At 71.8% G+C, this 13,621-nt stretch carries 12 protein-coding genes; 4 read left to right on the top strand and 8 right to left on the bottom strand.

The genetic code is table 11. The annotated features are described in order from the left end of the window. Nucleotides 1-195 precede the first annotated feature (195 nt). The 3 genes from FGF04_RS13620 to FGF04_RS13610 all read left to right on the top strand — a co-directional run bounded on the left by FGF04_RS13620 (nt 196) and on the right by FGF04_RS13610 (nt 2,108). The gene (locus tag FGF04_RS13620) at nt 196-1,161 is read left to right on the top strand and encodes a zinc-binding dehydrogenase (protein WP_149511567.1); all 966 of its coding nucleotides are present in this window, start codon (nt 196-198) and stop codon (nt 1,159-1,161) included. 90 nt (nt 1,162-1,251) lie between these two features. Further along, complete coding sequence (locus FGF04_RS13615) at nt 1,252-1,461, top strand: helix-turn-helix domain-containing protein (protein ID WP_149511566.1); 210 nt, start codon at nt 1,252-1,254, stop codon at nt 1,459-1,461. Further along, on the top strand, nt 1,461-2,108 hold the full coding sequence (locus FGF04_RS13610; protein ID WP_149511565.1) for a Clp protease N-terminal domain-containing protein: 648 nt from the start codon (nt 1,461-1,463) through the stop codon (nt 2,106-2,108). The genes FGF04_RS13615 and FGF04_RS13610 overlap by 1 nt, the downstream gene beginning before the upstream one ends. Before the next feature lie 138 nt (nt 2,109-2,246). Here the strand turns inward: FGF04_RS13610 and FGF04_RS13605 are convergent, their stop codons facing one another. Next, nucleotides 2,247-3,332, bottom strand: a complete 1,086-nt coding sequence (locus FGF04_RS13605) for a PadR family transcriptional regulator (protein ID WP_149511564.1) — start codon at nt 3,330-3,332, stop codon at nt 2,247-2,249. Further along, on the bottom strand, nt 3,287-4,438 hold the full coding sequence (locus FGF04_RS13600; RefSeq protein ID WP_188114077.1) for a DUF4097 family beta strand repeat-containing protein: 1,152 nt from the start codon (nt 4,436-4,438) through the stop codon (nt 3,287-3,289). The genes FGF04_RS13605 and FGF04_RS13600 overlap by 46 nt, the downstream gene beginning before the upstream one ends. A gap of 146 nt (nt 4,439-4,584) precedes the next feature. Here FGF04_RS13600 and FGF04_RS13595 point away from each other — a divergent pair, with 146 nt between their 5' ends. Next, nucleotides 4,585-5,433 carry a hypothetical protein gene (locus FGF04_RS13595; RefSeq protein ID WP_149511562.1) on the top strand — a complete coding sequence of 283 codons (849 nt, stop codon included), beginning with the start codon at nt 4,585-4,587 and terminating at the stop codon, nt 5,431-5,433. A 33-nt stretch (nt 5,434-5,466) separates the two neighbouring features. Here the strand turns inward: FGF04_RS13595 and FGF04_RS13590 are convergent, their stop codons facing one another. The 6 genes from FGF04_RS13590 to FGF04_RS13565 form a co-directional block, all read right to left on the bottom strand. Further along, on the bottom strand, nt 5,467-5,649 hold the full coding sequence (locus FGF04_RS13590; protein ID WP_018571400.1) for a DUF6104 family protein: 183 nt from the start codon (nt 5,647-5,649) through the stop codon (nt 5,467-5,469). Nucleotides 5,650-5,754: 105 nt separating this feature from the next. Next, nucleotides 5,755-9,486 carry a multifunctional oxoglutarate decarboxylase/oxoglutarate dehydrogenase thiamine pyrophosphate-binding subunit/dihydrolipoyllysine-residue succinyltransferase subunit gene (locus FGF04_RS13585; RefSeq protein WP_149511561.1) on the bottom strand — a complete coding sequence of 1,244 codons (3,732 nt, stop codon included), beginning with the start codon at nt 9,484-9,486 and terminating at the stop codon, nt 5,755-5,757. A gap of 283 nt (nt 9,487-9,769) precedes the next feature. Next, entirely contained in the window at nt 9,770-11,101 is a 1,332-nt protein-coding gene (locus FGF04_RS13580; protein WP_235882323.1) for a HAMP domain-containing sensor histidine kinase, read from the bottom strand. A 32-nt stretch (nt 11,102-11,133) separates the two neighbouring features. After that, a complete protein-coding gene (locus FGF04_RS13575; RefSeq protein WP_055509869.1) occupies nt 11,134-11,871 on the bottom strand; it encodes a response regulator transcription factor in 738 nt (245 codons plus the stop codon). A 112-nt stretch (nt 11,872-11,983) separates the two neighbouring features. Continuing rightward, nucleotides 11,984-12,673, bottom strand: a complete 690-nt coding sequence (locus tag FGF04_RS13570) for a spermine/spermidine synthase domain-containing protein (protein WP_149511560.1) — start codon at nt 12,671-12,673, stop codon at nt 11,984-11,986. 110 nt (nt 12,674-12,783) lie between these two features. Next, the coding region (locus FGF04_RS13565; RefSeq protein WP_188114076.1) for a hypothetical protein at nt 12,784-13,621 on the bottom strand (838 nt) is incomplete at its 5' end.

Below are 13,621 nucleotides of genomic sequence, written 5' to 3'. Positions count from 1 at the left end.
CGCGCAGTTCCCCGCGCCCCTAAAGRGCGCCCTTTAGGGGCGCGGGGAACTGCGCGGCCAGCCCCCGCCGGGCCGCAGTCGACTCACGCGGGTCGGCCCCCGCCGGGCCGCAGGTGACAGTGGCGGGCCGGKGGGGGACGCGTGTCACAGAGTGGGCCGGTTCCGCCGGAGGCGAGCGGCCCCTAGGGTCGGGGCATGTTCGCCGCCTACGCCTCCCGCATCGACCGCGACCAGCCGCTCAACGGCCTCGAACTGGGCGAGCGCCCCGCCCCCGAGTCCCGGCCCGGCTGGACGACCGTGAACGTCAGGGCCGCCTCCCTCAACCACCACGACCTCTGGTCGTTGCGGGGCGTCGGCCTCGCCGAGGACAAGCTCCCCATGATCCTCGGCTGCGACGCCGCCGGCACCGACGAGGACGGCAACGAGGTCGTCCTCCACTCCGTCATCGGACAGACGGGGCACGGTGTCGGCCCGAAGGAACCGCGGTCCATCCTCACCGAGCGCTACCAGGGAACCTTCGCGGAACAGGTCTCCGTGCCCACCTGGAACGTCCTCCCCAAGCCCGCCGGACTCTCCTTCGAGGAGGCCGCCTGCCTCCCCACGGCCTGGCTGACGGCCTACCGCATGCTCTTCACCAACGCGGGCGTACGCCCCGGTGACTCCGTCCTCGTCCAGGGGGCCGGCGGCGGCGTCGCCACGGCCGCCATCGCGCTGGGCAAGGCCGCGGGGCTGCGTGTCTTCGCCACCAGCCGGGACGAGGCCAAGCGCAAGCGGGCCCTCGAACTGGGCGCAGTCGAAGCCCTGGAGGCCGGTGCCCGCCTCCCGCAGCGCGTGGACGCCGTCATCGAGACCGTCGGCGCCGCCACCTGGTCCCACTCCGTCAAGTCCCTCAAGCCCGGCGGCACCCTGGTCATCTCTGGCGCCACCAGCGGCGACCGCCCCGCCCACGCCGAGCTGACCCGCATCTTCTTCCTCGAACTCAAGGTCGTCGGCTCCACGATGGGCACCAAGGACGAGCTGGAGGACCTGCTGTCCTTCTGCGCCGCCACCGGTGTCCGCCCCGTCATCGACGAGGTCCTCCCGCTGGACCGGGCCCGCGAGGGCTTCGAGCGCATGGCCTCCGGCGAACTCTTCGGCAAGGTCGTCCTGACCGCTCGGTGACCACCTCCTGATCGCCCTTCGGGTCTCCCACGCGCCCGGCTGTGTCAACCACCGTTGACACGGCCGGGCGCGTCAACCTATGTTGACGCCATGACCGAAGCAACGGATCTCGCCGAGCGTGCCGGCGACCACGATCCGCGGATCGGGCTGCGAGCCGTCTCCGCCCTGCGGCGGCTGCTGGAGCAGCTCGAAGCGGTACAGGTGCGCAGCGCGCGCAATCAGGGCTGGTCGTGGCAGGAGATCGCCGCGGAACTGGGTGTCAGCAGGCAGGCCGTGCACAAGAAGTACGGGAGGCAGTGATGTTCGAACGGTTCACCAAGGACGCCCGCGCGGTGGTCCTCGGCGCGGTCGCCCATGCCGAGCGGCTGGACGCGGAGGCGGTCGAGGAACAGCACCTGCTGCTGGCCCTCCTCGACCGCGAGGCGAGTCGCGCGTCGTTCGCCCTGACGTCCCTGGGGCTCGGCGGACGCCGGGACTCCGTCGAACGGGCCCTTGCCGAGGCGCGCCGTCGCGGCGGCCTCTCCCGCGCCGACACCGACGCCCTCTCGGAACTGGGCATCGACGTCTCGGCCATCGTCTCGCGCGTCGAGGAGGCCCATGGCGAGGGCGCTCTGGCGGCGGTGCACGCCGAGGAGAAGGGCGCCGGGAAAGCCGGCGGCAAGGGCGACGGCGGGACCGGCGGGACCGGCGGACGCGGGCGCGGATGGTGGTCCGGGTTCGCCGGGGGCCGCCGTCCCTTCGCCCGGGGTGCCAAGGACCTCCTCACGGAGTCCCTGCGCATCGCCCTGGCCCAGCAGGACCGCCACATCGGCGACGAGCACCTCCTGCTCGCCCTCACCGCCCGCCCCGGAGTCCCCGCGGAGGTCCTGGCCGACCACGGGGTGACCTACGCGGCACTGCGACGCGTGCTGTACGGCACGGGCGGAGGAGCGGCGATGGCCGGCTGAGGAGCGACGGAGCAACGAGGCAACGAGGCGACGGGGCCGTGCCGGGGTGGCGACACCCGTGGCGGGCTCTGACGGGGCCCGCCACGAGTCTCCATGGCGCGGACGGTGCGGACGGCCCGGACGGTGGCGGGCCGCTGTTCAGCCTCTCGGCGTCCGGAGCACCGCACCTATGTGTGCCGCCGCCGACGACAGATGGCGTCGCGCGTCGCGCAGTTGCTCCTCCGTCACCCCGTGGTCGCGGGCCGCGTCGCGGATGCCGTCCCGGAAACGGTCCAGCAGGCGGTCCAGGTCGCGGGCGGGATCGCCCGTGGAGTCCTCATGGGCCCAGGAGGGCTCGTAGTCGGCGGGGAAGTCCTCGGGGGTGTCCGTGTAGTCGGGCTTCTCAGGTCCGGTGCCGGTCCGCGCCCGCGTCTCGTGCCGGCCGAAGCCGAAGTCCTTCCCGAACTCGCTGCCGAAGTTCTTCCCGAAGTCGCCGAACTCCTTGGCCAGCTCGGTGAGGCCGTCCCTGACGCCCGTCGGCCAGTCGCCCCGGCTGAAGTGGTCCTGCACCTGGTCCTGGACGCGCTTGGCGATGCGCTGGAGCTCCTCCTGCGCCTGGACCCGGGCCCGCTCCTGGGCCTCCTTGGCCTGGTGACGGGCGCGCTGCGCCTCCTCGCGGGCCCGGCGGCTCTCGTCCTTGGCGCGGCGCGCCTGCTCCTTCCACTCCTGCTTGATACGGCGCATCTCCTCCTTGGCGACGCGCCACGCCTCCTTGTCCCCGAGGTCGCCGAAGTCCCCGCGGGCGCCCCCGCGGCCGCCGGTGTCCTCGGCGCCGCTGCCGGACCCGGTGGAGCCGCGCCGGGACTCGCTGGCCGCGGCCCGCATCTCGCGGCGCAGGTCTCCCGCGGCGCCGCGCACATCGGCGCGGATCTCCGCGGCCAGCTCGGCGACCGACTCGCGGATCTCCAGCTCCAGGTCGGCCAGTTCGCCGCTGCGATCGGCCAGCTCGGCACGGCCCGCGTCCGTGATCGCGTACACCTTGCGGCCGCCCTCGGTGGTGTGGGTGACCAGGCCCTCGGCCTCCAGCTTGGCCAGCCGGGGGTAGACGGTGCCGGCCGACGGCGCGTACAGCCCCTGGAACCGCTCCTCCAGGAGGCGGATCACCTCGTAACCGTGGCGCGGTGCTTCGTCGAGCAGCTTCAGCAGGTAGAGCCGCAGGCGGCCATGGGCAAAGACGGGAGCCATGTCAGAGCCCCTTCTGGTGGTCGGTCGGTCCGCCGGAGGAACCGTCGGTGCCGTCGTGGGCGGGGTGCTGTGCGGAGGGGGAGGTTCTGGTGGTCGGTCGGTCCGCCGGAGGAACCGTCGGTGCCGTCGTGGGCGGGGTGCTGTGCGGAGGGGGAGGAACCGGTTCCAGTTCCGGTTCCCGACGTGTCGGGGAACGCGTCCTGTGGTTCATCCTCCCCGACCTCGGCCCCCTTTCCGAAATCGACTTCCGCGCCGTCCCTTCCCTTGTCGTCCGCCTTCTCGTCCCACGGCTCGTCCTCCCCGGGGGGCCTTCTCAGCAGGGCGATGGAACCGGAGACGGTGGTAGCCCTCAGGCGGCCGTTCCCCGCGCCGAGCCTGCCGGTCATCTTCTTGGCGCCCCAGCTGCCGGTGACCCTCACGTCCTCGAAGGCGCTGGAGACCGTGCCGCTCGCCGAGTCGACCTCGACCTCCGCGTCCGCCGGATGCGGCAGGCGGACGGCGATCTCTCCCGAGACGCTGGTCAGGCTGAGGTCGCTGGCCCGCCCGGCCGGATCGAGGTCGACGATCACGGAACCGCTGATCGTCTCGGCCCGTACGGAAAGGCTGGAGCCTTCGACGACGGTCAGGTCCCCGGAGACGGAGTTGAGGCGGAGGTCGCCCGTGAGGGCCTGGGCCTCCACGTTCCCCGACACGGTGTCCGTGCGGACCGGGCCGGAGAGACCTACGAGCGTGGTGTCGCCGAAGACGCCCTTCACCACCGCCCGTCCCTCGATGCCGGAGACCATGGCCGTGGCGCCTATCGCGCCCACCTCGACGCGCGTGTGCGCCGGGACGGCCAGCGAGACCACCGCGCTGCGGCGCCAGCCCTTGCGGTCGAGCCACTTGAGGAAGCCCTTCCAGGGCAGGTCCTCGTAGGCGACCGTGAGCACGCCGTCCTCGTGGGACACCGTCAGCGGCGGTCCCTCCAGCGAGGACACTTCGAGGCGGGCGGAACCTTCGTCGACCCCCACGACGTTCACCGTTCCGTTGACGATGCGCACATGGAGGGACGTCACCGGTTCGTCGAACGTGAGCTTCTTCGGCTCTGCGACGGACCACTCGGACATGGCGCGGACCTCCTCGGCTGGGCGGGACACGACACGCAATATCGCGTCTTCCGCTATTCACGATATATCGCGCATCCGGGAAGTCAAGGCACTCTTTCCGGTGATCCGACGGCCTTGATGCGGACAATTACGCATAATCTGGGCCCATGTCGCCCCTCGATCCGCCGGTTCCCCACCCTCCATCCGCCCGGGCGGCCGGTGCCCTGCTGCTCTGCCGAGCGGAACCGGAGGCCGTCGAAGCCGTCGCCCGACTGCTGCGCGAGCGCATGCTGCTCGTCCCGGCGGGGCGGGAGTGGAGCGTCCTGGTCCCGGAGGGAAAGCCCTGGTCGCAGGGCGGCGAACCGGTCGACCGCGTCCTCGCCGGCTGGGCCGGCGCGCTGGCGGTCGGCGCCCCCTGGCCCGTACTGGCCCTGTGGTGGGACGCCGACCACAGCGGCTGCACGCTCGCCACGGGGTTCCGGCGCGCGGTGGGCTACGAGTGGCTGGCGAACGGCACGCCGGTCGGGGTGGGCGAGGCCATGCACACCCTCGCCGGGCGCCTCGGCCTCGACCCCGTACTGGACGTGCAGGCGCTCGACCGCCTGACACAGGACGATCCGGAGACCGGTGCCCGGGCCCGTCTGCGCGGTCTGCTCGCCGTCCTCGCGCGCGTGGGGGTCGCCCTGCCCGCCGGGCTCGACCCCGGCGACCCGGCCGACCGCCTCAGCGAGGCGGCCCGTGCCCTGCCCGGCGTCCGCACCGTCGAGTGGCCCGGGCGGGGACATGCCGTCCGGGCCGAGATCGACGCGGTCGGGCACAGCCGGGTCGGGGCATGGCTGCCCGGGGCGGGCACCCCTCAGGCGCGGGGGCTCGCGCTCGCCCAGGTGGCGGCGGGACTGCCGCTGCTGGTCCGGGGGCTGCGGCGGCGCGGCGACGGCTGGAGCGCGGCGGGGCTGCTGCTGGTGGCGCACGGGGCGCTGGGGCTGGCGTACGAGCGGGTGAAGGCGCGCGGCTGACGCACGCCTTCGGTAAAGAGGCGGGCGGCCCGCCTACTCCTCGTCCTCGTCGTCGTCCAGGCGGGCCAGCCAGGTGGCCAGGCGCTCGACCGGGACCTCGAAGTCCGGATTCAGGTCGACGAACGTGCGCAGCTGTTCGGCGAGCCACTCGAAGGTGACCTCTTCCTCGCCGCGCCGCTTCTCCAGCTCTTCGATACCGCGGTCGGTGAAGTACATGCGTGGTGCTCCGTCGTTCTCGCTGAAAGTCCTACAGCAGGATAGACGGAGGGCCCGCCCCCGAGCCGAAGCTGGGGGCGGGCCCTCCGTGCGTGCGACAACCCGTCAGGCGTCGAACACCTCGCGTACCAGCTGCTCCTGCTCCGCCTGGTGGCGCTTGGCCGAGCCGACCGCCGGGGACGAGCTCGCCGGGCGGGAGATGCGGCGCAGGCGCTCCCCGTGGGGCACCTCCGCGCCGACCGCCAGGTCCAGGTGGTCGATGAGGTTCAGGGCGATGAACGGCCACGCGCCCTGGTTCGCCGGCTCCTCCTGGGCCCACAGGTACTTCTCGGCGTTCGGGTACTTGGCGATCTCCGCCTGGAGCTCCGCACCCGGCAGCGGGTACAGGCGCTCGATGCGGATGACGGCCGTGTCCGTGATGCCGCGCTTCTTCCGCTCGGCGTCGAGGTCGTAGTAGACCTTGCCCGCGGTGAAGACGACCTTCTTGACGGCCGCCGGGTCCACCGAGTCGTCCCCGATGACCGGGCGGAAGCCGCCCGTCGTGAACTCCTCCGCCTTCGACGCGGCCGCCTTCAGGCGCAGCATCGACTTCGGGGTGAAGACCACCAGCGGCTTGTGGTGCGGGTTGTGCACCTGCCACCGCAGGAGGTGGAAGTAGTTCGACGGGAGCGTCGGCATGGCGACGGTCATGTTGTTCTGCGCGCACAGCTGGAGGAAACGCTCCGGGCGGGCGGACGAGTGGTCCGGGCCCTGGCCCTCGTAGCCGTGCGGGAGGAGCAGCGTGACGCCGGAGGTCTGGCCCCACTTCTGCTCCGCCGACGAGATGAACTCGTCCACCACCGTCTGGGCGCCGTTGACGAAGTCGCCGAACTGCGCCTCCCACATCACGAGGGACTCGGGACGCGCCAGCGAGTAGCCGTACTCGAAGCCCATCGCCGCGTACTCGGACAGCAGCGAGTCGTAGACGTTGTAGCGGGCCTGCTCGTCCGACAGGTACTGGAGCGGGGTGAAGTCCTCGCCCGTCTCCCGGTCGATCAGGACCGCGTGGCGCTGGCCGAAGGTGCCGCGGCGGGAGTCCTGGCCCGAGAGGCGCACCGGGGTGCCCTCCAGGAGCAGGGAGCCGATCGCGAGCGTCTCGCCCATGCCCCAGTCGATCGTGCCGTCCTCGACCATCGCCGCGCGGCGCTGCAGCTGGGGCAGCAGGCGCGGGTGGACGGTGACGCGCTCGGGGATGTTGACCTGGGACTCGGCGATCCGCTTGACGACCTCCTGGGAGACCGCCGTGGTGACCGCCACCGGGAACTCGGGCTTCACGTCCGGGGCGTGCGACTCGCCCGGCGCGGAGGCCGCCTCGCGGACCTCCGTGAAGACCTTCTCCAGCTGGCCCTGGTAGTCCTGCAGCGCCTGCTCGGCCTCTTCCAGGGTGATGTCGCCGCGACCGATGAGGGACTCGGTGTAGAGCTTGCGCACCGAGCGCTTCTTGTCGATCAGGTCGTACATCAGCGGCTGGGTGAACGCCGGGTTGTCCGACTCGTTGTGACCGCGGCGGCGGTAGCAGATGAGGTCGATGACGACGTCCTTGTTGAACGCCTGGCGGAACTCGAAGGCCAGGCGCGCGACGCGGACGACGGCCTCGGGGTCGTCGCCGTTCACGTGGAAGATCGGCGCCTCGATCATGCGGGCCACGTCGGTGGCGTACATGGAGGAGCGCGAGGACTCCGGGGCGGCGGTGAAGCCGACCTGGTTGTTGATCACCACGTGGACCGTGCCGCCGGTGCGGTAGCCCCGCAGCTGCGACATGTTCAGCGTCTCGGCGACCACGCCCTGGCCCGCGAAGGCCGCGTCACCGTGCAGGGCGACCGGCAGGACGGTGAAGTCCGTGCCGCCCTTGTTGATGATGTCCTGCTTGGCGCGGGCGATGCCCTCCAGGATCGGGTCGACCGCCTCCAGGTGCGAGGGGTTGGCGGCCAGCGAGACCTTGATCTGCTCGCCGTCCAGACCGGTGAAGGTGCCCTCGGCGCCCAGGTGGTACTTGACGTCGCCGGAGCCGTGCATCGACTTCGGGTCGAGGTTGCCCTCGAACTCCCGGAAGATCTGCGCGTACGACTTGCCGACGATGTTCGCCAGGACGTTCAGGCGGCCGCGGTGGGCCATGCCGATGACGACCTCGTCCAGGCGCGACTCGGCGGCGGAGTCGAGCACCGCGTCGAGCAGCGGGATGACGGACTCGCCGCCCTCCAGGGAGAAGCGCTTCTGGCCGACGTACTTCGTCTGCAGGAAGGTCTCGAAGGCTTCCGCGGCGTTCAGCCGGCGCAGGATGCGCAGCTGCTCCTCGCGCTCCGGCTTGCTGTGCGGGCGCTCGATGCGGTCCTGGATCCACCGGCGCTGCTTCGGGTCCTGGATGTGCATGAACTCGACGCCCGTGGTGCGGCAGTACGAGTCGCGCAGCACGCCGAGGATGTCGCGCAGCTTCATCAGGGACTTGCCCGCGAAACCGCCGACCGCGAACTCGCGCTCCAGGTCCCACAGGGTGAGCCCGTGCTCGGTGATGTCCAGGTCGGGGTGCTTGCGCTGCTTGTACTCCAGCGGGTCGGTGTCGGCCATGACGTGGCCGCGCACCCGGTAGGAGTGGATCAGCTCGAAGACCCGGGCGGCCTTGGTGACGTCGTCGTCGTGCGAGACGTCGATGTCCCTGAGCCAGCGGACCGGCTCGTACGGGATGCGCAGGGCCTCGAAGATCTCGTCGTAGAAGCCGTTCTCGCCGAGCAGGTAGTTCGCGACGACGCGCAGGAACTCGCCGGACGCGGCGCCCTGGATGACCCGGTGGTCGTAGGTCGACGTGAGCGTCATGACCTTCGAGATGCCGAGCTTGTTCAGGGTGTCCTGGGAGGTGCCCTGGAACTCCGCCGGGTAGTCCATCGAGCCGACGCCCATGATGACCGACTGCCCGGGCATCAGGCGGGGGACCGAGTGGACGGTGCCGAGGCCGCCCGGGTTGGTCAGGGAGACCGTGACGCCGGAGAAGTCGTCCATCGTCAGCTTGCCGTCGCGGGCGCGGCGGACGATGTCCTCGTAGGCCTGCCAGAACTCGAAGAAGTTCAGCGTCTCGGCCTTCTTGATGCCCGCGACGACCAGCTGGCGGTCGCCGTTGGGCTTCACCAGGTCGATGGCGAGGCCGAAGTTGACGTGCTCCGGCTTGACCAGGGTCGGCTTGCCGTCCTTCTCCGTGAAGGAGTGGTTCATCGACGGCATGGCCTTGATGGCCTGCACCATCGCGTAGCCGATGAGGTGGGTGAAGGAGATCTTCCCGCCCCGGGCGCGCTTCAGGTGGTTGTTGATGACGATGCGGTTGTCGAAGAGCAGCTTCACCGGGACCGCGCGCACGGACGTGGCCGTGGGGACCTCGATGGAGGCGTTCATGTTCTTCGCGACCGCGGCGCCGGGACCGCGCAGCGTCACGTACTCGGGGCCCTCGTGGGACTCCGCGGCGGGCGCGGGCTTCGCCGGAGCGGCCGGAGCCTGCGCCTGGGCCGGGGCGGCCTGCGCCGGAGCCTTGGCCTGGGCCGGCGGAGCGGCAGGGGCGGCGGGAGCGGCGGCAGAGGTACCCGCGGCCCCCGCGGCCGCGATACCCGCCTGCGGCGAAGTGGTCGCACCGCCCGGCTTGTAATCGGCGAAGAAGTCCCACCAGGCTCGGTCTACCGAATTCGGGTCCTGGAGGTACTGCTGATAGATCTCGTCGACGAGCCACTCGTTGGGTCCGAAGGCGGCCGCGGGGTTCTTCCCGGCGGCTTGGTCATCGGTCGAGATGCTCGAATTACTGGGGGACTGTGGCGACACGGCGGCAACCGCCCTCTTCCGCTTCACAAGGTGATGGACAGCGGGAATAAAGGCTACGCCCCCCGGACCGCGTAGGTCAGTCCGGGCTGGTCATCGTCGCGTAAGTCACATCGAATCGCGTGTTTCGGCGGTGGAAATGGCGGGAAACAAGCGGGGTTCCGATGCCGAACGGACGCGCCGGCCCGGGATCGCGACCGCGAACGGCCGGTTTCCGTGCGAGGAACGCGGGATGACACGTGTCCTGCTGCCCGATCACGTGGATCTTGGGCTCTCCCTTCGAACCCTACGTCAACCTGTCCGGCGAAGGCACTCCCGGAAGAGTGACCTGGATCCGGCAGCCCCGCTCCGATTCGGCCACCCCGATCCGGCCACCGTGCAGATCCACCGCCCAGCGGGCGATCGCGAGCCCGAGGCCCGTGCCGCCGTCGCTGCCCGGGCCGTGCGGGGCGACGACCCCGCCGCGGTTGAACCGCTCGAAGACCCGGTGCCACTCCGAGCGCGGGATGCCGGGCCCCTCGTCCAGGACCTCCAGGTTCAGGGACTCGGGGCCGTCGCCGCGCCGGGCCCGGACCGTGACCCGGCCGTGCGGCGGGCTGTGCTTGACCGCGTTGTCGATGAGGTTGGCGACCACCTGGTGGATCCGCTCGGGGTCCACGTGCGCGGTCAGCTCCGGCGGGGACACGTCGAGGTGCAGGTGGACGTCGGTGCGCGTGTGGCTCCCGGAACCGGAGGCGATGCCCGCGCGCGCGGAGGCCACCATGTTGGCCTCCTTCAGCACGCCGGACAGGTACGGCCACACCTCGAAGCGCCGCTTGCGCAGCGGTACGACGCCGTTGTCCAGGCGCGAGAGGTCGAGCAGCGTCTCCACCAGGCGCCCCAGCCGCTCGGTCTGCTTCAGGGCCGTGCGCATGGTCTCGGGGTCGGCGGCGGAGACACCGTCCACCACGTTCTCCAGGACCGCGCGCAGGCCCGCGATAGGGGTGCGCAGCTCGTGCGAGACGTTCGCCACGAGCTCCTTGCGCTGGCGCTCCTGGGCCTCCAGGTCGTCGGCCATGCGGTTGATCGTCTGGGCCAGGTCGCCCAGCTCGTCGCGGCGGTCGGCGCCCCTGACGCGGCGCGTGTAGTCGCCGTGCGAGATGCCGCGCGCGACGGTGCTCATCTCGTCCAGCGGGGCGGTGATCGAGTGCGCCACGAACTGGGTGATCAGCAGGGTCGCGATCATCGAGAAGACCGTGATGAAGCGCAGCTCGGTCTCGGTGCGCACCGCGATCATCAGCAGGCCGGTGGTGATGAAGACCGAGACGACGACCAGCGTGCCGAGCTTGGTCTTGATGGAGAAGGGGCGTACGTCGCCCCAGGAGCCGGTGCCTGTGCCCGTGCTGGTTCCGGTGCCCGGGCCGGAGCCGGTTCCGGCACCGAAGCCGACGGCTCCGCCCGTGCCGGTACTCGCGCCCGTACCCGTACGCACGCTCATACCCGTACCCGCGTCCGGCGGCGTGCCGGGCGACGGCGCCGGCGCGGATGCCGTACCGGCGACCCGGGCCGCCGGACCCGTACCGGTCACCGCCCCCGCGCCCGCCTTGACGCGCCTGCGCAGTACGCCGCGACCCCTCATCACACCAGCCCCCTCGGTCAGGGTGCCCGACTTTAGGGCGTCGGGGTCTCCAGCGCGTAGCCCACGCCGTGCACCGTGCGGATCCGCTCGGCGCCGATCTTCCGGCGCAGGGCCTTGATGTGGCTGTCCACGGTCCGGGTGCCGGAGGCGTCCGCCCAGTCCCACACCTCGGCCAGCAGCTGCTCGCGCGAGAGCACCGCGCGCGGGGTGTTGGCCAGGCAGACCAGCAGGTCGAACTCGGTCGGCGTCAGGTGCACGTCCTCGGATCGCACCCGCACCCGGCGCTGCGCGTGGTCGATCTCCAGCTCGCCGAGGCGCAGGATGCCCGAGCGCGGGGTCGACGCGGCCAGCGCGGCCCGCTCCACCCGTCGCAACAGAACGTGCACGCGCGCGGCCAGCTCACGCATCGAGAACGGCTTCGTCATGTAGTCGTCGGCGCCCACGCCGAGCCCGACCAGCATGTCTGTCTCGTCGTCGCGCGCGGTGAGCATCATGACCGGCACCGGGCGGGCCGCCTGCACCCGTCGGCAGACCTCCAGGCCGTCGAAACCGGGCAGCATGATGTCGAGGATCAGCAGGTCGGGCTGCCACGCCTCGGCCGTGTCCACGGCGGCCGGACCGTCACCCGCTGTTTGCACGAGGAACCCCTCGGCGCGCAGCCGGGCGGCGATGGCGTCGACGATCGTCGGATCGTCCTCGACCACCAGCACCCGGCGCTGAGCGCCCGGCGTGGCCGCCGTGCCGTTGTGCGAGGTGTGTGTCTGCTCCATCGCCCGCCCCTGAGTGTGCTTTCCGGAACCAGTGGGGTGATCCCATGACTGCGCTTGACGCTTGAATGATCCGCGTCAGAGCAGCAGGGTACGGGCAGTGACCACCGCTCGGCTATCCAGGTCTTACCGCGAGGTGCACCGCGTCCGGAACGCCTCGGGCAACCGGGATCTCTTCGGTACGCACCTGCTGGAACCCGGCATTCCGCAAGGTTCCTGCGAAATCAGTCGAAGGTCTGGCCGACCATACGGCAAGTACCCCGCCGGGCCTCAACAGCCGCTTGCACGCGGCGAGTCCGGTTCCGGAGTAGAGGCTTTCGTTGCCCTCCGTGACGGTCCACTCGGGTCCGTTGTCGATGTCGAGGCACACGACGTCGTACGTGTCGGATGTCTCATGGACGTACGCGACCAGATCCGCCTCGACGATCTCGGTGCGCGGGTCCGCGAGCGCCCGTGCCGACAGTTCGGCGAGCGGCCCCGACCGGTGCCAGTCGATGATCGCCGGCTCCCGCTCGACGACGGCGATGCGGCCCCAGCGGGGCTCGGCCGCCGCGTGGGCGAGGGAGAAGCCGACACCGAGGCCGCCGATCAGGACGTCCGGCGCGGTGCGCCCGTCCAGCGCGCCGAGCGCGGCGTCGACCAGCAGCCGCTCCGAGCGGCCGTCGGAGGTGTCCATGAGGAAGCACCCGTTGGCGATGATCTGCAGCAGCCCGCCGTGCCGCCGCAGCACGACCTCTCCGTAGGGCCCCTCACGGCGGTCGATGACTTCGGGGCTGCCGGGGGACACGTCGTACGAGGTGGTCATGCCCCCATCTTGGCAAGCCGCCCTCGGCGGGGCAGCGGCTTTTCACCACGTCGGCAGCCGGGCGGACACCGGAACCGGGCGATTCGGGTGCAGGCGCGGCGCCCAGGCCGTCACCCGGTCCGGTCGGCGAGGAGCACGGGCCGGCCCGTGGAGGCGTCGAGCAGCAGGCGGTCGCCGACCGGCCGGTCCAGTCGTACCGTCACCTCCTCGATCCGCAGGTCGGCCGTGCAGAGGCCGTCGGAGCGGCCCCGGACCCAGGGCGAGAGGACCACGCTGTCGCCGGTCTCCAGCACGTCCACCGCAGGGCCCTCGTCGCAGGAGCCGTGCCGGGCCCACACGGTCACACCGCGGCCGTCCCGGGACACCCCGCCGAGACCGAAGAGCGGGTGCGGGGCGTCCGGGGTCCGCCGGTCGGGCCCGATCGGCGGGCGCGGGGGCTTCGAGGGCTCGACCGCGACCCGCTTGAGGGGCGTGTCGTACCCCTCGATGTCGAAGTGCCAGGCGGGCACGGTGGCCGGGCCCCGGCCGGTGGGCACGGTCATGCCGGCGAGCCGCGCCCCGGTCACGACGAGGGAGTGGCCGGCGCTCCCGCCCCGCGCGAGCTTCCCGTAGGAGGCCCGGGCGGTGGAGACGGCGACGGTCAGCGGATCGCCGTCACGCCAGCGGACCTCTCCCTTCCCCGGTCCCTTCCCCTGTGCGTCCTTTCGCGGCCCCTTCCCCTGTGCGTCGCCGGGCAGCGGGGTGCGCAGTTCGAAGTTCCGCCCCGCGTACGCGCGCTTGTCGGCCTCGCTGCGGAAGGCGCCCTCGGGCAGCTGCACCGCCGCACCCAGCGGGAAGTAGCCCGCGCGCCAGATCCGGGCGGCCTCCGAGCCCTCCCAGGCGTCGGCGACCCGGCGGGCGCGTTCCGCGGTGCGCTCCGGGTCGTGCGCCGCGCCACCGCCGCCGCCC

Source organism: Streptomyces apricus (genome assembly GCF_008369065.1).
GTDB lineage: Bacteria > Actinomycetota > Actinomycetes > Streptomycetales > Streptomycetaceae > Streptomyces > Streptomyces apricus.
The sequence above is the reverse complement of the archived record's forward strand: the minus strand, read 5'-3'. Positions and strand labels throughout refer to the sequence as shown.

Bases quoted from the DNA above. Each gene is read 5' to 3' on its own strand.
- FGF04_RS13620 (WP_149511567.1), top strand. From the start codon at position 196: ATGTTCGCCGCCTACGCCTCCCGCATCGACCGCGACCAGCCGCTCAAC.
- FGF04_RS13615 (WP_149511566.1), top strand. From the start codon at position 1,252: ATGACCGAAGCAACGGATCTCGCCGAGCGTGCCGGCGACCACGATCCG.
- FGF04_RS13610 (WP_149511565.1), top strand. From the start codon at position 1,461: ATGTTCGAACGGTTCACCAAGGACGCCCGCGCGGTGGTCCTCGGCGCG.
- FGF04_RS13605 (WP_149511564.1), bottom strand. From the start codon at position 3,332: ATGGCTCCCGTCTTTGCCCATGGCCGCCTGCGGCTCTACCTGCTGAAG.
- FGF04_RS13600 (WP_188114077.1), bottom strand. From the start codon at position 4,438: ATGTCCGAGTGGTCCGTCGCAGAGCCGAAGAAGCTCACGTTCGACGAA.
- FGF04_RS13595 (WP_149511562.1), top strand. From the start codon at position 4,585: ATGTCGCCCCTCGATCCGCCGGTTCCCCACCCTCCATCCGCCCGGGCG.
- FGF04_RS13590 (WP_018571400.1), bottom strand. From the start codon at position 5,649: ATGTACTTCACCGACCGCGGTATCGAAGAGCTGGAGAAGCGGCGCGGC.
- FGF04_RS13580 (WP_235882323.1), bottom strand. From the start codon at position 11,101: ATGAGGGGTCGCGGCGTACTGCGCAGGCGCGTCAAGGCGGGCGCGGGG.
- FGF04_RS13575 (WP_055509869.1), bottom strand. From the start codon at position 11,871: ATGGAGCAGACACACACCTCGCACAACGGCACGGCGGCCACGCCGGGC.
- FGF04_RS13570 (WP_149511560.1), bottom strand. From the start codon at position 12,673: ATGACCACCTCGTACGACGTGTCCCCCGGCAGCCCCGAAGTCATCGAC.